Below are 24,341 nucleotides of genomic sequence, written 5' to 3'. Positions count from 1 at the left end.
CGCAGCGGCCAAGGTAAGACGTTGGATCAAGGAGCTACAAATCAACGTCAGTGAACACCGGGGCGATAAAGCGAAACCTTCGATTCATCTGAAATAGGTCAGCAATGGCGCGAGTTGCTCAGCGGCCAGTGGCTGGGGAGCTTTACGGCGTATCCCGTGAAAGCCCGCTCAGAATACGGTTTCGAGCCTGTAGGAAAAATACCGATTCCAGACATGCACTGTTACGGGGCGCGTAACAGTCTGGCCCTCTGCCGGCTTCATGCGCTGCGCTGATAACCCTCCATCCAGCCGATCCATGACCGGCGCAAATCCCCGTCCCGAGCGGGCATTCATCCTTTCGAGCGACAGCGTGAATACCTCCTTGGTGCGCTTATCCTCCCGTTGCGGCGGCAGTAGGGTGGGGCCTTCTGTCACTCACCGGGGAAGACGCATGACAAAAACAACAATGCGCGCCATCTTCACACCGCAGGCGCTGGCCGCTGTGGTGGCTCTGGGTTGCTGCGCCCAGGCGCACGCGGTTTCGTTCAACATCGGGGAGATCGAGGGCTCGTTCGATTCGTCGCTGTCGGTGGGGGCGAGTTGGGGGCTGCGAGATGCCGACAAGTCGCTGGTCGGCACGGTCAATGGCGGCACCGGGCAATCTTCGACTGGTGATGACGGACGCTTGAACTTCAAGAAGGGCGAGACCTTTTCGAAGATCTTCAAAGGCATCCATGACCTCGAACTGAAGTACGGCGACACCGGTGTGTTCGTGCGGGGCAAGTATTGGTACGACTTCGAACTCAAGGACGAAGACCGCGAGTTCAAACCGATCAGCGACAAGGGCCGCAAGGAAGGCGCGAAGTCCTCCGGCGGGCAGATTCTCGATGCGTTCGTTTACCACAATTACTCCATCGCAGACCTGCCGGGCACCATTCGCGCCGGCAAGCAGGTGGTGAGCTGGGGCGAAAGTACCTTCATCGGCAACTCGATCAACAGCATCAACCCGATCGACGTGTCGGCGTTCCGCCGTCCGGGCGCGGAGATCAAGGAAGGCCTGATTCCGGTGAACATGCTGTTCGGTTCGCAAAGCCTGACCGACAAACTCTCGGTCGAAGGCTTCTATCAACTGGAGTGGGATCAGACTGTTCTCGATAACTGCGGCACCTTCTTCGGTGTCGACGTAGCGGCGGACGGTTGCAACAACAATTACACGGTCGGCAGCCCGGCGATTGCGCCTTTTGTGCCGCTGACCCAAGCCTTTGGACAGGGCATTGAAGTGACCCGCGAAGGCGTGGTTGTTCCTCGCGGCGCCGACCGTGATGCGCGGGATTCCGGGCAGTGGGGCACGGCGCTGCGCTGGCTCGGCGATGACACCGAGTACGGCCTGTACTTCATGAACTACCACAGCCGTACACCGACGGTGGGCACCACTACGGCCGGTTTGTCGACGCTGGCGGCACTGCCGGGCATGGTCGGCATCGCCAATGGTCTGGCCCCCGGCAGCGGTTCGGGTCTGGCGCAGAGTGTGATGCTCGGGCGCGGCCAGTATTACCTCGAATACCCGGAAGACATCCGTCTCTATGGCGCAAGTTTCTCCACCACCCTGCCCACCGGCACCGCGTGGACCGGTGAAATCAGCTATCGACCAAATGCCCCGGTGCAACTCAGCACCAACGACCTGACCCTGTCGCTGCTCAACCCGATTGCCGGCGGCGCGGCATCACCGATTGCGACCACTCCGGGTGCTGACAACAAGGGCTATCGGCGCAAGGAAGTGACGCAACTTCAGAGCACCCTGACGCACTTCTTCGATCAGGTACTGGGCGCCGAGCGCTTGACCGTGGTTGGTGAGGCCGCGGTGGTGCGAGTCGGTGGACTGGAGTCGCGGGACATGCTGCGTTACGGCCGTGACTCGGTGTATGGCCAGTATGGTTTCGACGGCGATACCGGCGGTTTTGTGACCTCGACATCGTGGGGCTATCGGGCCCGGGCGATCCTCGATTACGCCAACGTGATTGGCGGGATCAACCTCAAACCCAACCTGTCGTGGTCGCACGACGTTTCCGGGTATGGCCCCAACGGCCTGTTCAACGAAGGCGCCAAAGCGATCAGCCTCGGGGTCGATGCCGACTACCGCAACACCTATACCGCGAGCCTCAGTTACACCAACTTTTTCGGCGGCGATTACAACGTCCTCGAAGACCGTGACTTCGTAGCCCTGAGCTTCGGCGTGAACTTCTGATCTGCCCGAGAAGGATGAAATCAATGCGCAAGATGATTCTGCAATGCGGTGTTCTCGCCCTCAGTCTGCTGGTGGCGAATGTGATGGCCGCGGTGTCGCCGGACGAAGCCAACAAGCTCGGCACCAGTCTTACCCCGCTCGGTGCCGAGAAGGCCGGCAACGCTGACGGCTCGATCCCGGCCTGGACCGGTGGAATCCCGAAAAATGCTGGCGCGGTCGACAGCAAGGGCTTTCTCGCCGATCCGTTTGCCAGTGAAAAACCGTTGTTCACCATCACCGCGTCCAACGTCGACAAGTACAAGGACAAGCTTTCCGAAGGTCAGGTAGCGATGTTCAAACGCTACCCGGAAACCTACAGGATTCCGGTCTACCCGACCCATCGCACCGTGGCCGTGCCGCCGGAAATCTACGAGTCGGCCAAGCGCAGCGCGCTCAACGTAACGACGATCAACGACGGTAACGGACTGGCCAATTTCACCGGCAATCGCTATTACGCGTTCCCGATTCCGAAGAACGGCGTCGAGGTGTTGTGGAACCACATCACTCGTTACCACGGCGGCAACGTCAAACGGATCATCACCCAGGTGACGCCGCAGACCAACGGCAGCTACACGCCGATCCGCTTCGAAGAAGTGATCGCTGTGCCGCAACTTATGAAGGACCTTGATCCGGAACAAGCGGCCAACGTGCTGACCTTCTTCAAGCAATCGGTGACCGCGCCGGCGCGACTGGCCGGTAACGTGCTGCTGGTGCACGAGACCCTCGACCAAGTGAAGGAACCGCGCCTGGCGTGGATCTACAACGCCGGTCAGCGTCGCGTCCGCCGTGCGCCGCAAGTGGCTTATGACGGGCCGGGCACTGCCGCCGATGGTCTGCGTACTTCGGACAACTTCGATATGTTCTCCGGCGCCCCGGATCGCTATGACTGGAAACTGGTCGGCAAAAAGGAGATGTACATTCCCTACAACAGCTACAAACTCGATTCGCCAAAGTTGAAGTACGACGACATCGTCAAGGCCGGGCACATCAATCAGGACCTGACTCGCTATGAGTTGCACCGGGTCTGGGAAGTGATCGGTACGGTCAAACCGAGCGAGCGGCACATCTACGCCAAACGGCACATGTACATCGACGAGGACAGCTGGCAAGTGGCGCTGGCTGACCACTATGACGGTCGCGGGCAACTGTGGCGTGTGGCCGAAGGGCATGCTCAGTATTACTACGATCACCAGGCTCAGGCCTACACCCTTGAAGCGCTCTACGACATCATCGCCGGCCGTTACATCGCGCTGGGGATGAAGAACGAGGAGAAACACAGCTTTGAATTCGGCTTCGAGGCCAAGGCTGCCGACTTCACCCCTTCGGCATTGCGCGCCGAGGGCGTTCGATAAGTCGGTTGAAATAGATGCAGGACACAAGGCGACCGGACGGTCGCCTTTTTTATGGGCGCCAATCAGCGCCCTGAATACTCGTGAACAAGTAATTGAGGCGGGCTAGGGTGAGCGCATAACGATAAAAAGGCTGACTCGATGACTGCCATGACTTTGTGCCTGGATCGCCCGGGATTTCTGCCTAGGTTGTCCTCCAATCACCAGTCGCGTGGGCGCTTGAGCGCGCCGCTGCTCGAATCGGCGGCTCGCGTCAGATTGATCTGCGCTCCGGCCGGCAGTGGCAAAACCGCGCTGATGACCGAATGCCTGTTGCAGGCCCCCGCAGACTGCGCTGTGCACTGGTTGCCGCTGGCTGGCGCGGCGCTGACGGGCGAAGATTTTTGCCAGCGGCTGGCGCAGCTATTGGGCTTGGTCGAAAGCCATGAACCTGCATTACTCGCTGCGCTGGCTCGCTGGCATGCGCCGACCTGGTTGTTTATCGACGATTTTTGTCGCCTGCCCGATCCGGTGCTGGACGCCATGCTCGACCGCTTGTTGGCGATCAGCAGCCCGACGCTGACCTGGTGGATTGGCTCGCGCAGGCGTCCGCAGTGCAACTGGCCGCGACTGTTGCTTGATGACGCATTGTACGAATGCGAGCCGACCACACTGGCCCTCACTCAGGACGAAATCGCCCGGGCGCTTGTGCATTTGCCGACGGAGCAGGCGACGAGTGTTGCCAGCCGTATCGTGCAACGTACCGCTGGCTGGTGCGCTGGAGTGCGCATGGCGTTGATGCAAAAGTGCGACTGGTCGCAAAAGCGTCAGCCTCAGGAGCGGCTAGATACTCTGCTCGATTATTTGCAACACGAACTGTTCAGCAGCCTCACGCCGGAGCAGACCGAAGTCTGGCGCGTGCTCGCGCATTTGCCGCGCTTCAACGACGGACTGTGCGAACACCTGTTCGGCGCCGGGGAGGGCGCGGAGCATTTGCACGCGTTGCAAGCACTCGGCTGCTTCATCGAACCGTGGCAGGAGACGTCCGACTGGTTGCAGATTTTTCCGCCGCTGTCGCGGGTGATGCGCGATGGCCACTGGCTTGGCGGGCGTTCATGGCATCGGCGGGCGTGCCAGTGGTTTGCTGCCGCAGGGGACTGGAAGTCAGCTTTCGAACAGGCGCTGCTCGCCGAAGAATATGAGGTGGCGGTCAGCCTGTTGCAGCATTTCAGTTTCGAGCAGTTGTTCGAGGATCAGACCGTCGTGCTGCTTTTGCACCTGCACGAACAGCAAGGCGAGGCGCTGATGCTTGGCTCGCCGCAACTGATCGGCTTGATGACGGCGGCCTTATTGTTTGCCGGACGCTTCGAGCAGGCGGCGAGCTGGATCGGCCATATGGGGCGTTTCCTTCCTCAGCCTTCGGCAGTCCTTGAGCAGCAATTGATTGCCCGCTGGCAGGCGCAGATGGGTTGGCTGTTGCATTTGCAAGGCTTGATGGAACCCACGCACGAGCACTTTCAGCAGGCACTGACAGGGTTGGGGGCGGACGCGTGGCCTGCGCGTTTGTTGTGCCTGTCCGGGCAGACCCAGCAGGCGCTGTTGTGCGGCGAACTGGAACAGGCACATGCGCTCAATCGTGAGGCACTTTGTCTCGCCCGTGCCCAAGGCTCATTGCTGTTCGAAGCGTTGCTGGAACTGGATCACGCGCAATTGCTGGAACAGCGTGGGTCCCCGGTGCGGGCAGAAAGTCTGCTGGCCGGAATCCAGGAGTTGTTGCTCGCACAAGGGCAGCGACCGACGCCGCTACTCGGACGCATTGCGTTGCGCCGTGGACGGTTGGCGTTGTGCATGGGGCAGGATGCAATTGCTGCCGAATTCTTTCAGCGCGGACTCGAAGATTGCCTGCGCAGCCACGACAAACGCGTGCTCTACGGCTTTCTGGGGCAGGCGCAATTGGCGGCCAATCAGGGCGACTACGCACAGGCTTTCGTACGCTTGAACGATGCCGAGCGGCTGATGCAGCAGCGGCAGATTCCGGCCACGGTTTATCGCGGTGTACTGCTGCAGGTCAGCAGTCATTTCTGGTTGCAACAGGGACGTCCAGGATTGGCTCGGGAGGCCCTGACTCGCGTATTGCGCCACTATTGCGCAGAGAATGCCCGGCAAGCCCCACCGGCGACACTGGAACTCATTGCACGAATCGAATACTTGCTGGCATTGGCCAACACCCATTTGCAGGTAGCGGTCGATCCCTTGGCGCAGCTTCAACTGTCGTTGCTCGCCGCACGTGAGCGCGGCATGTTGAATCTGGAAACCGAATTGCAACTGGTGATCGCTCAAGTGGCATGGCTAACCGGCAACCACGCGCTGGCACAGAATGCCCTGCAACGGGGAGTGGAGATGGCAGGGCGTAGTCAAACGCAACTGGCATTACGTGAACTGAGTTTACGTCAGCCAGACTTTTACTGTTTCACCGGGGTGAATGATCGTGTTGTGGAGGCGACGGAAGCAGACCCCGTACAAGGACCTTTGAGTCGACGGGAACTTGAAGTGTTGGATTTGATTGCGCAGGGTAATTCCAATCAACAGATTGCCGAGAAACTCTATATTTCTGTACATACTGTTAAGACTCATGCACGCCGTATCCATGGAAAGTTGGGTGTGGAGCGCAGAACTCAAGCTGTTGCAAAAGCCAAGGGTTTAAATTTGTGCTAGATAATGGAATTATTCTGGAATGCTAAATTTTGTGAAATAAACCTCGGGTTTTTTGTCGTTGGCGGTTCTTCTATAGTCGTGCTCAACGCTTAGGGTGAATAAGTTGTTTGCCTGGCGACTTGATAGAGGGATCTTAAATATGAATAACCTGTATACAAGCTTGATGCTCGATACCCTGTACAAACGAGTTGAAAGTTCAGATGAGTTGAAGAAAGCCAGAGCGGTGGGTCAGCAACTGTTGTCCGTGCTTGACAGTGTCCCCGCATTCAAGGCGATGGCGCGCGAGCGTTTGATAAAAGCACTTGCTGAATATAATGCCGGGGGATTGCTGGATAAGGCGTTTATTAATAGGGGTGACGTCGATATTGAATTTGGGAGTCGGCCCCAAGGTTCATTGCTTGATGTCTATGTTGAGTGCTTGTCGCGTAATATTTCTCCAACTTATATCATCAATGTCGATGGCGTCTATGATCGTCCAGATACGCGGGATACCCGATACAAATTGTCGGGGCTGGATCTCAATCAAGTCGAGCGGATTATCGAAAACGCTCGCCAGTCTCTGGATCGCGAGCACCGCAATAGCCTCGACAGGTATTGGCAGGCAAAGTCCCAGGGCACGCCGTCATTCACTAATAGGGACGTGCTACAGCAAGCCTTCTCCAGGGCGCTGATGGCTCAACTATCGCTGACTGTGATGGGCAAACGTCTGGAGTTGCATCAGGGTGAATGGATCGCAAAAACTCTGACATCGGGGGCTGGTCGATCGCTGTACCAGGTGATGGTCAAGGATGTAGCTGAATCGACCGTCAGACTCCCGTCGGCTTTTATCGTTGATATGGCAAATCTGGGTGCTCCGCAGCTTGATCTGAACAACGATCACCACACCTGTGTTCTTTATACCCCGTCTCGAGGATTCGAGTTTTTCCTGAGCAGCAATGATATGAATGCAGCGTTGTGTGTTCGGCTGGCGATTCCAGGAAACGCGTTGGGCTATCCGCAGTTGCAGGCAAGTGTTTTTGATTACTGTGCTGACTCGCATATCAAACACCAGAAAGACGAACTGCAGCGGCTGTTGAGTTCTCGTGAGCATTACGAGGCCGGTAAACTCTTCGCACTGGAGAATATTCAGCGGTTGACTGCACTTAAACAGCACTGGCTGACAAATATGGAGGTGTTGCTAGGCGCGGTGAAACGCGGTGAGTGGCCAGAGTGGCTGCGATCCGCAGCTGAATCCGTGCAGGATCGCTATTTACAACTTGAGACCTCGATGTATAAGTATCACGAGGATTTTCAGCGCACCCATGTACCCTGCTTTTCACTACAGGCTTACGCTCGAAATGTCGTATCTGCCTGGTCGGAAAGTGCTTTGGGTCGCGTCGTAGATGGTGACACCGTGCAAGTGCGCACAAGTTACGAAATGAAACTTGGCGGTAAGACGATCCGTCAGGAAGATACGCGGAGTTTGACTGAGCTTGTTGCCTTCGGTGCCCACGATCCAGGCTATACCCCAAAAATGTCTTTGGTGGGCAATCAAAACAGTGGGTTGACGGCCGATAAAATTGATAAATGGTTGCAGACGATAGATGTGCGCAAGGATTTTGTTGAAACGCGTTCGGCGGTGCTGCCGGCGGACTATCGTGACGCCTTGAGTAATAAACTGATCAGTAAACTTGAGTTTGATCTTTGGGTCGCCTATCACAGCCGAAAACTTGATAGCTCTGAGTTTGACAGGGTCAGTCGGGCCATCGCTGGCGATACTTCGATATTGATCGCGACTGTACGTTTCGTTGACGCTGAGCACACGTTGAGGGATATTTTGATTTTCCAGGACGGACGTCGTGGTCAGGGGCCACAACTGGTTTATATGCGGAGTGTAAAAGGGCCTAATGAATTCCTGCGGTTCAATAATTTCGATGAGTTTTCCAACAAACTAAAAATCTGGATGAGTGATGATCCAGCGTATGCCGCCTCACTGCTGCATTTCAAAGATCAGTCAAATGTCGGTAAGGCGCTGGAGCATGCCAGAGGCCTGGACTTTGATTTGCGTCAGATCCGTGCGACTTCGGTTGAATTACAGCGTGAAGCAAATAACCCGTTGCTTGGCGCAGTTTTGGCGGATTACAACTGGGCCTATGCGACGGCTACAAGTATTGCGCCATTGAATTTTCGTACTGCCTATCGTGTGCAGCGTCAGCAGCATGCGCGCCTCAATACCGAGCTCAAGGCTCTGTATACCGTCGAGGTGCGTGAAGCCGGATTGCCTTCCTACGAAGTCTTCGCTCGTGATCTGATCAAGGCAAGGATCGAAGAGGTACTGCGTTCACGAGGTAGCTATGTCGACGTTGATCCTGATCTTGTGTACGTACAGATTTCGCCGACCGAAGAATGGGTCTTGTCGGAATTGATTGTCAAAGAGCGCGCTTTCGAGCCGCCGAGCAGCCCTAATTGGGACCCGCAACGTGATTACCCGAGGTTTCACTGGAGTGGCAGGCAGGCGTCTCTGGATGCTCTGAGTATCAAGGATATCGCCAGTTGGTCAAAAACCCTGCGCCCCGGCGAAAAGTACATTCAGCTGTTGAAGTCGAAGTTTCAATCCGGTGACCCACTGTATTCATTCAAGCGCGAGGTCCATGCCCGCCGACAACAGTGCGAGATGTCTTTGGCTCTGATGTCCCAATTTGCTGAAGGGCAGCTGAACGCTGAACAGTTCAATAGTCTGACTCGTATCGTCAATGAGTTGAAAACGCCGCAACCTGTAAAAATCGCCGATCCGGTGGTCAGAAGTGAGAGCGTGTATGAGTTCAAGATTAAAAATACGCGAAGAGTGCACGGCGTGTACTTGTTTCGAGCCGTGACCAGCAAAGGCGTTGAAGACTTCATTTATACCCCGCTAGCCCCTGACCAAATTGCTTTTCGCAAGGCAGCAGATTTTGTCCGGTCTATTCGTTTTCGCAGTCGTTCGCTAAGGCATTACTACATTGATCGCGTGGCGATTGTCGATCAAAAAGTAATCAACGATTACTTTGATGAACTTCAGGCAACGGTCAAAGATGTACCTGCCCCCGAGCCTTTTACGAATAACCGCATCAGGGATCTGCGCGCGACCTTCAACATCTATATTGACCGCTTGATTGGCGATGTTGATGAGCGTACTACCAGCCTGGCTGAAATTATCGGCAAGCTGATTTACGAAAACGTGAAACTGGCCGCATCCGTAATCGCTCTGGTCATTCCTCCAGTCGGTCTGGCGCTGACCGCTTTAGAAGTTGCCAAGAGCATCTATGACGGTGTGGATGCCCATTACTATGGCGAGAATGACGAAGCGCTTTCCCACTTTGCGGATGCATTGCTCGGCTTGTTGACCTTGGGGCAGGCTGGCAAGGGGGCCGAGAGCGTAACCAGATTGCAAAAATCCCTTATTGATCTGGTAGGTGATGCCGACACCGTGATTGGACTGCTCGCCACTGCGTTGGGGCAGACGCTCGGCCATGAGCGCTTGAAGGAAGTCCTTCTGCAAGTGCTGGATGCCGAGGCTGTCGACAGCAGTAAAACCACTGTGTATTGATCACGCTTAAACCGTTTCTGTAAAACCCATCCGCCAACTCACGGCCCGTGTCGCCGCCAGCAATCGCTGCGCCGCCGGGCCGTTTTCGTCGGCGTGAAACAGCGACGTCGGACCGACGATGGTCAGCACGGCCGCGACCTGTCCGACCGCGTTGAACACCGGCGCCGACAACGCATCGACACCCGGCATCAGCAAACCATGCACATGATGCAGACCGCGTTCGCGGATCTGTTCACACAGCGTTACATAGGTTTTTTCATCGGTCAGCGGATGGTCGGCGACGGCGATTTCCCGTTCGCGCAATTCGTCGGTTTCCCGGTGCGGCAGGTAAGCACTGAACACCAGCCCGGTGGATGAACTGAGCAGCGGCAACACCGAACCCAGTTGCGTCACCACCGTCACCGCACGCACCGCCGGTTCGATGTGCACCACCGTCGCACCCTGATTACCCCACACCGCGAGGAAGCAGGTTTCGTTCAGTTCGTCGCGCAACTCGGCCAGGGGCAGGGCGGCGACTTTCAGCACGTCCATACTGTTGAGTGCGGCCAGACCCACGCGCAGCGCTTCACGACCGAGGCCGTAGTGGTTGGTGGCGGGGTTCTGTTCGGCGAAGCCACTGGCGATCAAGGCTTGCAGGTAGCGATGCACCTTGCTTGCCGGCATCTGCACGTGTTCGGCCAGGCGCGACAACGAGGTGGCCGGTGACAACTCGGCCAAAGCCTTGAGGATGTCGGTACCGACCTCGGCGGAGCGGACTTTCTGTTTGCCGTTGCTGTCGCTGGTTTTTTCCATGGTACTGCCGGGTTCCGGATCGAATGGGCGTCTTTATAGCTTGACGCTGGATAGCGAGCAAATTACGTTATGCGTAATTGAATTACGATAAAAATAACCCCGGCGTGCCAAGACCTCTGATCCAGAGCGTTCGGCCATGCCGACTCCCCTGTTCAGGAGGCTCCATGAACTCCGATTCAACCGCGTCGTCGCTGGCTTACCAGTCCGGTTTCGGCAACGAATTCAGCACTGAAGCGTTGCCCGGCGCACTGCCCGTCGGCCAGAACTCCCCGCAAAAAGCGCCTTACGGTCTCTATACCGAATTGTTCTCCGGCACCGCGTTCACCATGACCCGCAGTGAAGCGCGGCGCACCTGGATGTATCGCATTCAGCCGTCGGCCAATCACCCGGCGTTCGTCAAGCTTGAACGGCAACTGGCCGGCGGCCCATTGGGCGAAGTTACGCCCAATCGCCTGCGCTGGAACCCGCTGGAGATCCCGAGCGAACCGACTGATTTCATCGACGGGCTGGTCAACATGGCCGCCAACTCGGGCGCGGAAAAGCCGTCCGGGATCAGCATCTACAGCTACGGCGCCAACCGCTCGATGGAGCGCGTGTTCTTCAACGCTGACGGCGAAATGCTGCTGGTGCCGCAACTTGGACGTCTGCGCATTACCACTGAGCTGGGTGTGCTGGACGTCGCGCCGCTGGAAATCGTTGTGCTGCCACGCGGTTTGAAATTCCGCGTTGAACTGCTTGATCCGCAGGCTCGCGGTTATGTCGCCGAGAACCATGGCGCGCCGCTGCGTCTGCCGGATCTGGGACCGATTGGCAGCAATGGCCTAGCGAATCCACGCGACTTCCTGACCCCGGTCGCTGCCTACGAAAACCTGCAACAGCCGACGACGCTGGTGCAGAAATTCCTCGGCCAGTTGTGGGGCACCGAACTCAATCATTCGCCGCTGAACGTGGTCGCCTGGCACGGTAATAACGTGCCGTACAAATACGATCTGCGCCGCTTCAACACTATCGGCACTGTGAGCTTCGATCATCCTGATCCGTCGATCTTCACCGTACTGACCTCGCCGACCAGTGTGCATGGCCTGGCCAACCTCGACTTCGTGATCTTCCCTCCACGCTGGATGGTCGCTGAAAACACCTTCCGTCCGCCGTGGTTCCACCGCAACCTGATGAACGAATTCATGGGCCTGATCCAGGGCGAATACGACGCCAAGGCTGAAGGTTTCGTGCCGGGCGGTGCTTCGCTGCACAGCTGCATGAGCGCTCACGGCCCGGACGGCGAGTCTTGCACCAAGGCGATCAACGCCGATCTGAAACCGGTGAAAATCGACAACACCATGGCGTTCATGTTCGAGACCAGCCAAGTGCTGCGTCCGAGCCGGTTTGCCCTCGACTGTCCGCAACTGCAATCCAATTACGACGCCTGCTGGGCCACTTTGCCCGCCACGTTCGACCCGACCCGGAGATAACCCATGACTCAGACTTCCATTTCCCGCAGCTGGGTTGCTTCGGCCAACGGCCACAGCGATTTCCCGTTGCAGAACCTGCCGCTGGGCGTGTTCAGCATCAACGGCTCGGCCCCACGCGCCGGCGTGGCGATTGGCGAGCACATTTTCGATCTGCAAGTGGCGCTTGAGGCAGGGCTGTTCGACGGCGCAGCACGTAGCGCGGTTGAAGCCATGCATGGCGGCTTGTTGAACGCGTTCTTTGAACTCGGTCGCGACGCCCGTGTGGCCCTGCGTGAACGCTTGCTGGAACTGTTCGTTGAAGGCAGCACCTTGCGCGGCAACATCGAAGCCCAAGGCGCAAAACTGCTGCCACTCGCCGCCGATTGCCAACTGCATCTGCCGGCACGCATCAGCGACTACACCGACTTCTACGTCGGCATCGAGCACGCACAGAACGTCGGCAAACTGTTCCGCCCGGACAACCCGTTGCTGCCGAACTACAAGCACGTGCCAATCGGTTACCACGGTCGCGCCTCCACCGTGCGCGCCTCCGGCACCGACGTACGTCGTCCGAAAGGCCAGACCCTGCCGGCCGGTCAGACCGAACCGACCTTCGGCCCGTGCGCGCGTCTGGACTACGAACTGGAATTGGGAATCTGGATCGGTCAGGGCAACGAGATGGGCGATTCGATTGCCATCGGTGACGCCGCCGAACACATCGCCGGTTTCTGCCTGCTCAACGACTGGTCGGCGCGCGACATTCAGGCTTGGGAATACCAGCCGCTGGGCCCGTTCCTTTCCAAAAGCTTCATCACCAGCGTCTCGCCGTGGGTGGTGACTGCCGAAGCGCTGGCGCCGTTCCGCGCCGCGCAACCGGCGCGTCCAGAAGGCGATCCGCAGCCGCTGCCATACCTGTTCGACAAACGTGATCAGGATGGCGGTGCATTCGACATCGAACTGGAAGTGCTGCTGCTCACCGAAACCATGCGCGAGCAGAACCTGCCGGCCCATCGCCTGACCCTGAGCAACACTCGCTACATGTACTGGACCGTCGCGCAAATGGTTGCGCATCACAGCGTCAACGGTTGCCAGTTGCAGGCCGGCGATCTGTTCGGTTCCGGCACCTTGTCCGGCCCTGAAAACGGTCAGTTCGGCAGCCTGCTGGAAATCACCGAGGGCGGCAAAAAACCGATCGAGCTGGCCTCCGGCGAAGTGCGCAAATTCCTTGAAGACGGCGACGAAATCATTCTGCGTGCGCGCTGCGCCCGTGACGGTTTTGCTTCCATCGGCTTTGGCGAATGCCGCGGCAAAGTGCTGGCGGCGCGCTGACAGGAGCGGTTCATGGATATCTATACCTATTACCGCTCGACCTCGTCGTACCGGGTGCGGATCGCGCTGGCGCTGAAGGGCCTCGACTATCAGGCGCTGCCGGTCAACCTGATCGCGCCGACGGGTGGCGAGCACCGGCAGGCGGCGTATCTGGCGATCAATCCACAGGGTCGGGTGCCGGCCTTGCGCACTGACGAAGGCGAACTGCTAATCCAGTCGCCGGCGATCATCGAGTACCTGGAGGAACGTTATCCACAGGTACCGTTGTTGCCGCAGGACTTCGCGGCCCGCGCCCATGTGCGCGGCGTGGCGGCAGTGATCGGCTGCGATGTGCATCCGTTGCACAACGTCAGTGTGCTCAATCGCCTGAGGCAGTTGGGGCACGAGGAGCCGCAAGTGGTCGAGTGGATCAGCCACTGGATCGGGCAGGGCCTGGCGACGGTTGAGCATTTGATCGGTGACAGCGGCTTCTGCTTTGGCGAGTGGCCGTGCGTGGCTGATGTGTATCTGATTCCGCAGTTGTATGCGGCAGAGCGTTTCAACGTGAGTCTTGAGGCTTATCCGCGAATCCTTCGAGTCGCGGCACTCGCCGCTGAACACCCTGCGTTCATCAAGGCCCATCCCGCGAACCAGCCTGATACACCGTAAAGCCTCACCTTGCCCATTGTAGGAGTGAGCCTGCTCGCGATAAGGGAGTGTCAGTCAGCAGTTATTTTGCTGACACACCGCCATCGCGAGCAGGCTCACTCCTACAGGGGAAACCCGGCGACGCCCTAATAATCATAAAAACAAAACAGGTACCTTGCGATGCATAACCAGATTGCCAGCTTCCGGACGGCACTCGACGCCCGTCCTGTGTCCCGATATCAGTGGTTGCTCTTGATCCTGCTCGCCTTGCTGCTGGTCACCGACGGCTATGACGCGCAGGTACTCGGTTATGTGGTGCCTGCTCTGGCCCAGGATTGGGGGCTGGAAAAATCCGCATTCGGTCCGGTGTTCAGCGCCAACCTGCTCGGGCTGACAATCGGTTCACTTGTTGTAACCCCCTTGGCCGACCGCTTCGGCGTGCGACGGATTCTGCTCGCCTGCGTGCTGATCTACGCCAGTCTGACGGTGCTGATGGTGTTCGCCGATTCGCTGAATACCCTGATGATCGCGCGCTTCATTTGCGGGATCGGCATGGGCGGCGCGATGCCCAGCGCCATGGCGCTGATGTCGGAATACTCACCACCACGTCTGCGCACGCTGATGGTGACGCTGGCTGCGTGTGGCTTCTCGTTCGGTGGTGCGGCGGGTGGTTTCGTCGCGGCGGGTTTCATCGACCGGTTCGGCTGGCAAGCGGTGTTCCTTGCGGGCGGCGTCACGCCGTTGCTGCTGTTCCCGTTCCTGTGGTGGATGCTGCCGGAATCACTGCCACGCTTGCTGCGTGATGCTCCGCCCTACACGCGACTGCGCAAGGTCACCGCGCAGATGTTGCCGGACTGGCAACCGCCCGCAGCATCGGTCGAACAGAATGAACAGGAGCAGGGCAGCAAACTGACCGTGGTCGAGTTGTTCCGCAACGGTTATGCGCGTCCGACGTTGCTGATCTGGGCGACGTTTTTTGTCAGCCTGATCCTGCTGTATTTTATGATCAGCTGGCTGCCGACGCTGTTGCTGGAAAGTGGCTTGACACTCAACGAAGCCAACCTGGTGACGTCGATGTTTCTGTTTGCCGGGACGATCGGCGCGATCTGCATGGCGTGGTTCGCCGACCGCTTGAAGCGCAAGGTGCGTTTGCTCTCCGGCGTGTTGGCGGGGGCGGCGTTGTGCACGATTTTGCTCGGTCTGAATCATGACAATCCGCGTTATCTGGTGGCCTGCGTGTTCGCTGCCGGGTTCTGCATCATCGGTGGGCAACTGACGCTCAATGCCTTCGCCAGTAATTTCTACCCGGCGCACGTCCGCGCCACCGGCACCGGTTGGGCGCTGGGAGTGGGGCGTTTCGGTTCGATTCTCGGGCCGCTGTTCGGCAGTCTGCTGCTGGCGATGCACATTCCGGTGGAGCAGATTTTCTTCTTCTGCGCGATTCCGGCGGTGATTGCGGCGTTGCTGATTATTCAGGTGCGCTCGCCATCAGACGCGAAGCTTTCCCCTGTGGGAGCGAGCCTGCTGGCGAAGAACGATAACGCGGTCTGACTGATAAACCGAGTCGCCTGCTTCGCGAGCAAGCTCGCTCCCACAAGGGGGGTCAGTGGACGACTGAGTTCGGGGGCAGGTGGCCGAGGCGTTCGGTCAGGCGCAGGCGCTGGATCGGATCTTCGCTGAGCATCAGCGCGTGTTCCAGATCGAAGCGCTCGGCGTTCGGGCAGTCGAGCCGCTGGTACAGGCTGGCGCGGGCCAGATAATCGGCGGCGCTGGCGGTACCCATTTCCAGTACGCGTTCGGCGTCGATCAGCGCGCCGATGAAGTCGTCGTGAGTCAGGTGCAACTGGCGCAAATTACGCGACAGGCGCTGGAGCATTTGTGCGGGGGAGGCTGCCGCCAGATGCTCGGCGTTGAGCTTCATGTGCGCGCCGTACTGGCGCTGCAACAACTCGCGGCAATCATTCGGGTACAGGCGTCGGCCGCCGCACGGGTCGAGCAAGTGGTCGGCGCCTGGTACGCGCAGCAGAAAGTGACCGGGGAAATTCACCCCGACCAGCGGAATCTCCAGACCGCGTGCCAGCTCCAGCGCAATCAACGCCAGCGTAAGTGGCTGACCGCGTCGGGTCTGCAACACCTTATGCAGCAGCGCAGCCTGCGGGCGCAGCGGCAGAAAGTCGTCCTGAGCGAACCCCAGATCATTCATCCGTCGCAACAACGGTTGCGCCAGTTCACTCACCGGCAGCATCGGCAGGCCATGACTGACGCGCTGCTGCAGCTCCTTGAAATCCTGCAACAGGGCTTCAGGATCAAGCGACTTTTCGTGTTCGGCAGCCATCCACAGCGCAGCTTCGAACAGCGCGGGCGGCGAACGGTGCAGACACTCGAAAAAACGTTGGCGCGGACTCATTTGAATCTCCGGGGAATGCCTCGTTTTAGCCCCGTGCGAGGCATTCGTCCAGTGCCGCACGGCTCTGCTGTGAGGTTATGCCGCAAAGTCGTCGTCGGCATCGGCGCTTATTCCGGTGCGCTCCAGCAATTTTCAGGCGCAAGCCTATACTGGCGTCTACCAGAAGTGATTCGGGAGCCTAACAATGTTTGCTCTCATGCAAAGCAGTCGCCTGGAATCGCTGCATCTCAGCGTCGACCCGGTGTCCGGGTTGAAGGCGGTCATTGCCATTCATAACAGTCGCCTGGGGCCAGCCCTCGGCGGATGCCGTTATCTTGCTTACCCAAACGACGAATCCGCAGTCGAGGACGCCATTCGCCTCGCGCAAGGCATGAGCTACAAAGCCGCGCTGGCCGGGCTTGAACAGGGCGGGGGCGTGGCGGTGATCGTGCGCCCGGTGCATGTGGAAAACCGTGGTGCGTTGTTTGAGGCTTTCGGGCGTTGCATCGATCAACTCGACGGCCGCTACATTACCGCTATCGACAGCGGCACTTCGGTGGCCGACATGGATTGCATCGCCCAACAGACCCAGCATGTCACCAGCACCACCTCGGCCGGCGACCCGGCGCCGCACGCAGCAATGGGCGTGTTCACCGGTATTCGCGCCACGGCGATGGCGCGTCTGGGCAGCGACAACCTTGAAGGTTTACGCGTGGCGATTCAGGGCCTGGGCAATGTCGGCTACGCGCTGGCGGAACAGTTGCATGCAGCCGGGGCCGAGCTGCTGGTCAGCGACATTGATCACGGCAAGGTGCAACTGGCGATGGAACAGCTCAACGCCCATCCGATTGCCAACGACGCCTTGCTCAGCACGCCGTGCGACATCCTCGCGCCGTGTGGCCTTGGCGGGGTGCTCAACAGCCATACCGTCAGCCAGTTGCGCTGCTCGGCGGTGGCCGGTTCAGCGAATAATCAACTGACGCATCTCGACGTCGCGGATCAACTGGAGCGGCGCGGCATTCTTTATGCGCCGGACTATGTGATCAATGCCGGTGGGCTGATCTATGTTTCGTTGAAACATCGTGGCGAAGAGTTGCCGACCATCACTGCACATCTGTCGAAGATCTGCTCGCGGCTGACCGAGGTCTTTGCACACGCGCAGGCGGAAAAGCGTTCGCCGGCGCGGGTGGCGAATGAGTTGGCGGAGAAGGTGTTGTATCGGTGATTTGAGGATCAAAAAGCAAAAGATCGCAGCCTTCGGCAGCTCCAACAGGAAAATCCATTCCCGTGCTGGAGCTGCCGCAGGCTGCGATCTTTTCGATTCGAACCGTATTACTTCGCGACTTTTGCCGTTTTGGCTGGTTTGGCCGGTGCTTCTTCCGGTTCCGCCACTTCTGTCACTGGCGCGGTCTCGACTGGAGCGTTGATCAGCTCCAATAGTGCGTCCGGCTGGCTCTTGAACGCCCGGGCGAACACATCGCGGTTTTTCGCCATGTAGATCCCGGCTTCTTCCATTTGCTGTTCGGTCAGGGACGGAACGGCTTTTTGCAGCACATCGGCCAGATATTCGGCCAGCTCAAGCATTTTGTCATGACGGTCAGCTTCGGCTTTATCCATGAACAAGCGCTCCAGATCTCGGCTGCTGCGGTATACCACTTCGACGGCCATTCACCACCTCACATGCCTTCACATTTAGTTGTCTTTGCGACTACTGTATCTATATACAGCGAAAAGGATAAGCGAATCCCTGCGCTTTGGGTAGCGGCTTTTTAATGTAGACCGGAATCGGCGCTTTCGAATGTTCGGCGCAAACAAAACGACCCGCAATTTGCGGGTCGTTTTGTGTCAGCTGAATACGCGTCAGAATTTGCCGCTGGCGTAACCGCCATCCACGGGCATGATCACCCCCGTGACATAGGCCGCCTGATCGCTGAGCAACCAGAGCACGGCGTTGGCCACTTCATCCGCCGTGCCGAAGCGTTTCATCGAGGTGACGTTGATTTTGCGCTGGGTGTTTTCCGGCGCCGCTTGCAGGCGTGCTTCGCTGTTCATGCCGCCGAGAATCGGCCCCGGAGCAATTGCGTTGACGCGAATACAACCGCCGTCTTCAAGTCTGGCGTTCTCGATAGAGGCCACCTGAGTCATGCCGTTGATTGCCTGTTTGCTCGCGACGTACGCCACCTGGCCGCCAATCGGCACCACCCCGGCACAGGACGAAGTGTTGACGATGGTGCCAGCGCTGCGTCCGAGCATGATTTGCAGTTCATGCCGCATGCAGTGATAAGTGCCGTTGACGTTGATATTCATCACCTTCAGCCAGTCTTCCGGACATGAGTCGGCGACGGCACCGTAACGGGCGGTGACGCCGGCATTGTTGAAAGCGCAATCGAGCCGGCCGTAGACCGAGCGAATGGTCGCGAAGGCTTGCTCGACTTGTTGCGGGTCGCCGACATCGCAGGCAATGAACCGGCAGTGTTCGCCGAGGCGATCTGCCAGTTGCGCACCTTTTTCCTCGTCTCTGCCGAACACAATCAGTTCGGCTCCTGCCTCGATCAAACGCTCGCTGACCCGCGCACCAATGCCACTCGTCCCGCCGGTGACCAGGCACACTTTTCCGATGAAGTCGTACATGTATCGCATCTCCTTATGCCAACGATGGGCGCAGATATTTCGGGTTCACACAGCAATACACCCGGTCCAGCCGCGGATTGCTTTTGTCGCTGAAGCACTGGCTGTCCCACAGGCATTTGTGGATTTCGTCGGAGCGACCCTGCAGCGTTTTGTTGACCAGATCGTTGTCGGCGAACAGCGCCCGGGACATCCCGACCCAGTCGCAAATGCCGTCGGCGATCAAGTGTTCGGCCTTGTCCAGACCATCGATGAAACCGGCGTAACCCACCGGCACCGTCGACACCGCTTTGATTGCCCGCACACCCGCTTGCAGGTATTCGTCCATGGTCTCGGAATGCACGATCAACTGGCCAAACGTCGCGCCCATACACATCGAACATTCCAGTGCGGCAACGCCGGCCTGACACAGGGCCTGGACGGTTTCCTTGATGTCCGGAAATTGCAGACCCTCATCCCCCAGCCGATCATCGATCCCCAGCCGGATGGTCACGGCCAGCGCGCCTTGAGTTCGTTCGCGAATGGCGCGCACCACTTCGAGTAGCAGACGCGCGCGGTTCTCTTCGCTGCCGCCATAACGGTCGGTGCGCTTGTTGGTGTGTGGCGAGAGAAAACTGCTCAGCAGATAACCGTTGGATGCCTGCAACTGCACCAGTTGCGCGCCGTTGATCCATGCCAGCCAGGCGGAGTGGGCGAACTGCTCGATCACCAAGGCAATGTCGGTTTCGTCCATGACCCGAACCCGATAGTCGGGATCGAGTTTCGACACCCGTGGGCACGGCACGCCACTGGGGGTCAGCACGGCAACCCCGGTGTGCGTGGTGGTGCCCTGACCGCCGTAATGTTGCAGCTGCACGCCGATGGGTGTGTTGACCCGCTTGGCCATCTCGAACATGGCTTTGAGTGATTCGCCGTGTTGCTGCTCGTACAACGCCAGCCCGGTGCTCTGCAATCTGGACTGCGGCGACACCGTGGCATTGCACAGAAACGCCATCGAGCAGCCGCCCTCCATGATGCCCTGATAGAACTCGATCATCGCGGGCGTCACGCAGCCGCTGTGATCGGCCAGATCCACGCCCATCGAGGCGAAGAACAGCCGATTGCGCAGCACCAGTCCGTCGGCCAGTTCAAGCGGCGCAAGCACGTGAGGATAACGCTCGATCATGCCTCGATCCTCTGCTCGGGCATCGCCGCTGTCGGGTCAACCGTCATCCACAGTGGCTGTTCGGCAGCAGGGGCGGGCAGTGCTTGCTGGTGCGAGAAGTAGGTGAATTGCTTGAGCACTTCGCGCCATTTGAAGCGCATGGCCGAATCCAGATCCGCCAGTTGCAACGTGAGCAGGCTGCCCTTTGGCGCATGGCTTTCGACTATCGACTGCACCGGCAGGCTAATCATGCCCTCGCTTTCCAGATACAGATAAGCGTGGCCACGGGCCGGCATGTCGAGCGAGTCGCCCAGGCTGTCACCCTGAATTTGCAGGCCGCCCATCGAAAGCAGTTCCAGACGGCCAGCCAGATGACGGCCGGACTCAAGGTGCACCAGCACTTCATGGCGGATGCCTTTGAGCGGGTGGAACCAGTGGGTCGGATCGATAGTGATGTTTCGCATACGCTTGAAGACCGGCATCTTGATCACTTCTCCGTGCAGGCGAATGTCGGCCACCAGTTCGCCCCTCTGGAAGAACCGTGCACGCTTGTCGACTTTGCGTCCGCGCGGCGGCGCCATGCCTTCGTAGTCGCCGACCACGACGTCAACCTGAAACGACGATTCGGTGTAACGCGGAAAACTCGACAGCAGATCGACGATCGAAATCGACACTTCACCGCGTGCATAACCGCTGTGTTCATAGAACTGCGCGTACATCGCCTGGCGGGCGGCTTCGATCAGCATCAGGCCGGGAACGTGTTCGTGATGCTTGCGATAGAAGAAGTAATTCGAGGTGTCGTTGAACAGGGTGAAATACAGCAGGCCTTGCTGTGGGCAACCGTCGATTTTCTTCAGCACTTCATGCACCCGACGGCGCTGGCCGATATCGAGCAGGCCATCGTGGTCGAGCAGTTGCGCGAGTTTGGCCTCGGTACTTTCCAGTACCCAGACGTTGCTGAGGATCAGGTGATCGGTGGCTTTTTCGTAGTAGTTCAACAGCTCTGGCAGACAGTCGGTCATGCCGGCCTGTTCCAGTTCGTCGAGGCCGATGATCGTTGGCAGCGAGCGCAGTACCTGTCGGCCGCTGTCCAGGCGATAAGCCTGGTTGATGAGGTCGAGATCCGCTGCTTCGAGGTTTGCCTGTTCAACGATTTCCGCACTGAGCCAAGCGGGCAGCAGGTGGCGCACGTCGTAAATCAATACATCGTCATCGTGGCCCTTGTGCACGATGTCTTTTGCGACTTTCCTTTCCATGTCGATCATGATCTTCCCTCAGAGTTGAACGTAGGTTTCAGCAGTGGCTATCCATGTCTTGAGATCGACCCACACCCCGTTGCGCTGCTCGACGGGTGTCAGCAGCTGCGCTTGTTGTTTTTATCTTTGGGGATGTCGGGAAGGGGGTTATTGCACCGTGATGTAGCAAGCGCCAAGGGTGCGGTTGTCCAGCACTTGCGGGGGTGCCAGCCATTTGAAATCGATACCGCCGCGCTTCAACAGGCGACCGATGGCTACCGGTGACACCGACACCAGATGCGACACGCCGCAGGTCTTGGCGTAATCCAGCGTGGCCATGAACAGGCCGACAGTGTTTTCGTCGGACATCACTTGTTCGTCTTTACCGGTCTGGGCATCCAGGTCCAGAGAGGTGAAGCGCGACAGTTCCCAGATGTCATCGCCGCAAGGTGCAGGCACGTCGCCGAGCAACGAGGTGAACACCTCGCTCAGCAGGTACGGCTGAGTGGTGGGCAACAGGCGCGCGCAGCCTTTGATATTTCCGTCATCTTGCTCTGCGACGATGTAATGTGTGCCGCTGTGGTCAAACTGGTCGAACTCGTAATCGTCAGGGGTCGACAATTGCCAGCCGAGGCGTTCGACGAACACCTGATAGCGGTATTGAGCCAAGCGCTGACGCTTTACTGACGTGAGTTCGTCATAACGTCCGGACAAGTAATCCATCACAGCTTCCTTTTAGTGATTTGTGGCGCCGATTAGAGTGCAAGGCGGGTTTGCGTACTACCTGTCACCCTTGACAGCTAGCGGAAACATTTGGAAATATGCTAGGCATGTTGGCAAGACGCCAACTGCAATAAAACGAGAAAGGAATTCTCTATGTCGTACTGGCAGGCTGAACTGTTGGAAAAGGCTATGTCCGCAACGGACGTCGAATTATTGTTCGACAATATCAGGGACGTTGCCCGCCAGTTGGAGTTTGATTATGTAGCCTATGGCTCCAGAAGACTTTTCCCTATTACCAAACCTTGTCTGTTTCTCGCCAATAACTATTCCCCAGCCTGGCAAGCGGCCTATTCCGATAATCGTTACCTGGAAATCGATCCCTACGTCATCCGCGCAATGCGTAGCGTAAAACCTGTGTTGTGGGACGCCGAACTCAAAAGTCGTGCGCCTGATTTCTGGCATGAGGCGCAGTCCCACGGGCTTGCGCAAGGCTGGGGGCAATCGCTGCTGAATAGCGAAGCGCAAGGGCTGGTGACGTTTGCCCGGGGCGGCGACGCGATCTCGGCGCTGGAACTTCAGACCAAACAGGCCGAGTTGTCCTGGCTCGCGCAGATCACCCATTTGGGTATGACGCGGTTGCAACTGTGTGGAGCGGGATCGGTTTTACCGGTGCCGATCGAGTTGTCACAGCGGGAAAAGGAGATCCTGCAATGGACCGCCGACGGCAAATCGTCCGACGATGTTTCGATCATTCTGGGTATTACCAAAAGAACGGTAAATTTCCATATAGGCCATTGCCTGAAGAAACTCGGTTGTCAGAACAAAATCGCTGCGGCGGTAAAAGCTTCGCTGATGGGGCTGCTCTGGACGTAATGGTTACTTATTAACTAACGGGTTTCAGGTGGGCATAATCAGAAATTCATCTTGGGAAATCTTCAGCTTATTTACTTATTAAATCCCTGCGGATGCTCAAAAATCCTTATTTCCATGAATCCTTTGCTTTGATGTGCTGCGACCAAACGCCACGGCGCGGCTTTTAGCGCGGCTCGCCATGATGCATGGCCTTGTTTCTGCATGATCTGCGGCGCATGCAGAAAAAACGTCACGTCCAACCGGCATCATCCGCTCGCATCGGGCTAAGGAAACTCATCGTGAAAATCAACTGGGCCGAGAAACTGCGGCAAAACGTGCATCAACTGGCCGAGTCCCTGGGCAACCTGTTCGTCGAGACTTTCCACTATCTGGCACTGTTTGCCATTGGTGCGGTGACCGCGTGGGCGGCGGTGATGGAATTTCTCGGGATGCTCGAAGAGGGCCACATCAAGATCGATGACATCCTGCTGCTGTTCATCTATCTGGAACTCGGGGCGATGGTCGGGATTTATTTCAAGACCAATCACATGCCGGTGCGCTTCCTGATCTACGTGGCGATCACCGCGCTGACGCGTCTGCTGATCTCCAACGTCTCGCACCACAATCCGCCGGACATGGGCATCATCTACCTGTGCGGCGGGATTCTGCTGTTGGCGTTCTCGATTCTGGTGGTGCGCTACGCATCATCGCAATTTCCGTCGGTGAAGATCGAGAAACCGCAACGCAAGACCGGTGCGAGTTCCGGTGAACATCCCGAGATCGAGAAGGGCGAACTTTAAAGACCGATGGACTGCCGTGGCGGGCCATTGACCAAGGGCGGTGGCGGAGTTCTTCCGTCACTGCTGGTCATCGCTTCAAGAATCGCCATGGCGCTGTGGCCCTGCTCGATGGCGATACCAAACTGAATGCTTTGCACCAGACGCTTCAGGCGTTTGGGGTCATTGCGCTGTTCGGCGCTGATCATCCGTTTGGCGACGATTCGCCCGGCGTTGGACAGGGTCAGCATGATGCTGCCGTCCAGCCCCTGAATGCTCAGGTTGATCTGATAGTCCGGCGCGAAAGCATCGGTAATCAATTGAAAAGGGTTGTCCATGATGCGTCACCGCCTGATTGAACGTGCAGTTGTTGACTGGCTTTGATCAGGATTAGTTCGCAATACCAGACCATCGGCCATTCCTTAGCCTTATCTCCATCAGGGACGTAGCAAGGGCTGTGCCGGGAAAGTTTTCGAGCAATGGATGCGGTAATAAAAAAGGCGAGCCACGCTGGCTCGCCTTTTCTTTTG

At 58.0% G+C, this 24,341-nt stretch carries 19 protein-coding genes and 1 pseudogene; 11 read left to right on the top strand and 9 right to left on the bottom strand.

Features of this window, described 5'->3' with window-relative positions; genetic code table 11:
- Positions 1-430 precede the first annotated feature (430 nt).
- The 4 genes from ACIOZM_RS22245 (at position 431) to ACIOZM_RS22230 (ending at position 9,871) form a co-directional block, all read left to right on the top strand.
- Positions 431-2,224, top strand: coding sequence for a DUF1302 domain-containing protein (locus ACIOZM_RS22245; protein ID WP_401217258.1), 1,794 nt, complete (start codon positions 431-433; stop codon positions 2,222-2,224).
- Between the two features lie 23 nt (positions 2,225-2,247).
- Positions 2,248-3,615, top strand: coding sequence for a DUF1329 domain-containing protein (locus ACIOZM_RS22240; protein WP_401217255.1), 1,368 nt, complete (start codon positions 2,248-2,250; stop codon positions 3,613-3,615).
- A 138-nt stretch (positions 3,616-3,753) separates the two neighbouring features.
- Positions 3,754-6,306 (top strand): LuxR C-terminal-related transcriptional regulator, encoded by a 2,553-nt coding sequence (locus ACIOZM_RS22235; protein WP_401217252.1) that lies wholly within the window; start codon positions 3,754-3,756, stop codon positions 6,304-6,306.
- A gap of 139 nt (positions 6,307-6,445) precedes the next feature.
- Positions 6,446-9,871 carry a hypothetical protein gene (locus ACIOZM_RS22230; protein WP_401217249.1) on the top strand — a complete coding sequence of 1,142 codons (3,426 nt, stop codon included), beginning with the start codon at positions 6,446-6,448 and terminating at the stop codon, positions 9,869-9,871.
- 6 nt (positions 9,872-9,877) lie between these two features.
- Here the strand turns inward: ACIOZM_RS22230 and ACIOZM_RS22225 are convergent, their stop codons facing one another.
- Entirely contained in the window at positions 9,878-10,663 is a 786-nt protein-coding gene (locus tag ACIOZM_RS22225) for an IclR family transcriptional regulator (RefSeq protein WP_401217246.1), read from the bottom strand.
- Between the two features lie 164 nt (positions 10,664-10,827).
- Here ACIOZM_RS22225 and hmgA point away from each other — a divergent pair, with 164 nt between their 5' ends.
- The 4 genes from hmgA to ACIOZM_RS22205 all read left to right on the top strand — a co-directional run bounded on the left by hmgA (position 10,828) and on the right by ACIOZM_RS22205 (position 15,618).
- Entirely contained in the window at positions 10,828-12,132 is a 1,305-nt protein-coding gene (gene hmgA, locus ACIOZM_RS22220) for a homogentisate 1,2-dioxygenase (RefSeq protein WP_401217244.1), read from the top strand.
- Positions 12,133-12,135: 3 nt separating this feature from the next.
- On the top strand, positions 12,136-13,440 hold the full coding sequence (gene fahA / locus ACIOZM_RS22215; protein WP_401217242.1) for a fumarylacetoacetase: 1,305 nt from the start codon (positions 12,136-12,138) through the stop codon (positions 13,438-13,440).
- Positions 13,441-13,452: 12 nt separating this feature from the next.
- Positions 13,453-14,088 carry a maleylacetoacetate isomerase gene (gene maiA / locus ACIOZM_RS22210; RefSeq protein WP_401217240.1) on the top strand — a complete coding sequence of 212 codons (636 nt, stop codon included), beginning with the start codon at positions 13,453-13,455 and terminating at the stop codon, positions 14,086-14,088.
- 159 nt (positions 14,089-14,247) lie between these two features.
- Positions 14,248-15,618, top strand: coding sequence for an MFS transporter (locus ACIOZM_RS22205; protein ID WP_401217237.1), 1,371 nt, complete (start codon positions 14,248-14,250; stop codon positions 15,616-15,618).
- Between the two features lie 52 nt (positions 15,619-15,670).
- On the opposite strand, the gene ACIOZM_RS22200 is transcribed toward ACIOZM_RS22205, so the two are convergent.
- Positions 15,671-16,474: a SirB1 family protein gene (locus ACIOZM_RS22200; protein ID WP_401217235.1), complete on the bottom strand. Its 804-nt coding sequence runs from the start codon at positions 16,472-16,474 to the stop codon at positions 15,671-15,673.
- 184 nt (positions 16,475-16,658) lie between these two features.
- Between ACIOZM_RS22200 and ACIOZM_RS22195 the strand changes: the two genes are divergently transcribed.
- Positions 16,659-17,678 carry a Glu/Leu/Phe/Val dehydrogenase dimerization domain-containing protein gene (locus ACIOZM_RS22195; protein WP_401217232.1) on the top strand — a complete coding sequence of 340 codons (1,020 nt, stop codon included), beginning with the start codon at positions 16,659-16,661 and terminating at the stop codon, positions 17,676-17,678.
- Between the two features lie 203 nt (positions 17,679-17,881).
- Here ACIOZM_RS22195 and ACIOZM_RS22190 read toward each other — a convergent pair.
- From ACIOZM_RS22190 to ACIOZM_RS22170, 5 genes and pseudogenes are all read right to left on the bottom strand, one after another.
- Positions 17,882-18,121: pseudogene (locus tag ACIOZM_RS22190) on the bottom strand (YebG family protein); the annotation flags it as partial.
- A 192-nt stretch (positions 18,122-18,313) separates the two neighbouring features.
- The gene (locus ACIOZM_RS22185) at positions 18,314-19,084 is read right to left on the bottom strand and encodes an SDR family NAD(P)-dependent oxidoreductase (protein ID WP_401217229.1); all 771 of its coding nucleotides are present in this window, start codon (positions 19,082-19,084) and stop codon (positions 18,314-18,316) included.
- Between the two features lie 13 nt (positions 19,085-19,097).
- On the bottom strand, positions 19,098-20,246 hold the full coding sequence (locus ACIOZM_RS22180) for an NADH:flavin oxidoreductase (RefSeq protein ID WP_401217226.1): 1,149 nt from the start codon (positions 20,244-20,246) through the stop codon (positions 19,098-19,100).
- On the bottom strand, positions 20,243-21,490 hold the full coding sequence (locus tag ACIOZM_RS22175) for an AfsA-related hotdog domain-containing protein (RefSeq protein ID WP_401217223.1): 1,248 nt from the start codon (positions 21,488-21,490) through the stop codon (positions 20,243-20,245). The genes ACIOZM_RS22180 and ACIOZM_RS22175 overlap by 4 nt, the downstream gene beginning before the upstream one ends.
- Positions 21,491-21,628: 138 nt before the next feature.
- Complete coding sequence (locus ACIOZM_RS22170) at positions 21,629-22,183, bottom strand: acyl-homoserine-lactone synthase (protein ID WP_401217220.1); 555 nt, start codon at positions 22,181-22,183, stop codon at positions 21,629-21,631.
- A gap of 153 nt (positions 22,184-22,336) precedes the next feature.
- On the opposite strand from ACIOZM_RS22170, the gene ACIOZM_RS22165 reads away from it, so the two are divergent.
- A complete protein-coding gene (locus ACIOZM_RS22165; protein ID WP_401217217.1) occupies positions 22,337-23,056 on the top strand; it encodes an autoinducer binding domain-containing protein in 720 nt (239 codons plus the stop codon).
- Between the two features lie 71 nt (positions 23,057-23,127).
- On the opposite strand, the gene ACIOZM_RS22160 is transcribed toward ACIOZM_RS22165, so the two are convergent.
- On the bottom strand, positions 23,128-23,295 hold the full coding sequence (locus ACIOZM_RS22160) for a hypothetical protein (protein WP_401217214.1): 168 nt from the start codon (positions 23,293-23,295) through the stop codon (positions 23,128-23,130).
- A 39-nt stretch (positions 23,296-23,334) separates the two neighbouring features.
- On the opposite strand from ACIOZM_RS22160, the gene ACIOZM_RS22155 reads away from it, so the two are divergent.
- Positions 23,335-23,835, top strand: coding sequence for a phosphate-starvation-inducible protein PsiE (locus tag ACIOZM_RS22155; RefSeq protein WP_401217211.1), 501 nt, complete (start codon positions 23,335-23,337; stop codon positions 23,833-23,835).
- On the opposite strand, the gene ACIOZM_RS22150 is transcribed toward ACIOZM_RS22155, so the two are convergent.
- Positions 23,832-24,149 carry a DUF3509 domain-containing protein gene (locus ACIOZM_RS22150; protein ID WP_401217208.1) on the bottom strand — a complete coding sequence of 106 codons (318 nt, stop codon included), beginning with the start codon at positions 24,147-24,149 and terminating at the stop codon, positions 23,832-23,834. The genes ACIOZM_RS22155 and ACIOZM_RS22150 overlap by 4 nt on opposite strands.
- Between the last annotated feature and the right edge of the window lie 192 nt (positions 24,150-24,341).

Source organism: Pseudomonas sp. NPDC087346 (genome assembly GCF_044744235.1).
In the GTDB taxonomy this organism is placed as follows: domain Bacteria; phylum Pseudomonadota; class Gammaproteobacteria; order Pseudomonadales; family Pseudomonadaceae; genus Aquipseudomonas.
Note: the sequence above shows the minus strand (reverse complement) of the source record. Positions and strands in the feature narration are given on the sequence as shown.

What these genes read in the sequence shown, in the direction of transcription:
- ACIOZM_RS22245 (WP_401217258.1), top strand. Translation starts at nt 431, where the DNA reads ATGACAAAAACAACAATGCGCGCCATCTTCACACCGCAGGCGCTGGCC.
- ACIOZM_RS22230 (WP_401217249.1), top strand. Translation starts at nt 6,446, where the DNA reads ATGAATAACCTGTATACAAGCTTGATGCTCGATACCCTGTACAAACGA.
- ACIOZM_RS22205 (WP_401217237.1), top strand. Translation starts at nt 14,248, where the DNA reads ATGCATAACCAGATTGCCAGCTTCCGGACGGCACTCGACGCCCGTCCT.
- fahA (WP_401217242.1), top strand. Translation starts at nt 12,136, where the DNA reads ATGACTCAGACTTCCATTTCCCGCAGCTGGGTTGCTTCGGCCAACGGC.
- ACIOZM_RS22240 (WP_401217255.1), top strand. Translation starts at nt 2,248, where the DNA reads ATGCGCAAGATGATTCTGCAATGCGGTGTTCTCGCCCTCAGTCTGCTG.
- ACIOZM_RS22165 (WP_401217217.1), top strand. Translation starts at nt 22,337, where the DNA reads ATGTCGTACTGGCAGGCTGAACTGTTGGAAAAGGCTATGTCCGCAACG.
- maiA (WP_401217240.1), top strand. Translation starts at nt 13,453, where the DNA reads ATGGATATCTATACCTATTACCGCTCGACCTCGTCGTACCGGGTGCGG.
- ACIOZM_RS22200 (WP_401217235.1), bottom strand. Translation starts at nt 16,474, where the DNA reads ATGAGTCCGCGCCAACGTTTTTTCGAGTGTCTGCACCGTTCGCCGCCC.
- ACIOZM_RS22180 (WP_401217226.1), bottom strand. Translation starts at nt 20,246, where the DNA reads ATGATCGAGCGTTATCCTCACGTGCTTGCGCCGCTTGAACTGGCCGAC.
- ACIOZM_RS22195 (WP_401217232.1), top strand. Translation starts at nt 16,659, where the DNA reads ATGTTTGCTCTCATGCAAAGCAGTCGCCTGGAATCGCTGCATCTCAGC.
- ACIOZM_RS22185 (WP_401217229.1), bottom strand. Translation starts at nt 19,084, where the DNA reads ATGTACGACTTCATCGGAAAAGTGTGCCTGGTCACCGGCGGGACGAGT.
- ACIOZM_RS22175 (WP_401217223.1), bottom strand. Translation starts at nt 21,490, where the DNA reads ATGATCGACATGGAAAGGAAAGTCGCAAAAGACATCGTGCACAAGGGC.
- ACIOZM_RS22235 (WP_401217252.1), top strand. Translation starts at nt 3,754, where the DNA reads ATGACTGCCATGACTTTGTGCCTGGATCGCCCGGGATTTCTGCCTAGG.
- hmgA (WP_401217244.1), top strand. Translation starts at nt 10,828, where the DNA reads ATGAACTCCGATTCAACCGCGTCGTCGCTGGCTTACCAGTCCGGTTTC.
- ACIOZM_RS22170 (WP_401217220.1), bottom strand. Translation starts at nt 22,183, where the DNA reads ATGGATTACTTGTCCGGACGTTATGACGAACTCACGTCAGTAAAGCGT.
- ACIOZM_RS22150 (WP_401217208.1), bottom strand. Translation starts at nt 24,149, where the DNA reads ATGGACAACCCTTTTCAATTGATTACCGATGCTTTCGCGCCGGACTAT.
- ACIOZM_RS22225 (WP_401217246.1), bottom strand. Translation starts at nt 10,663, where the DNA reads ATGGAAAAAACCAGCGACAGCAACGGCAAACAGAAAGTCCGCTCCGCC.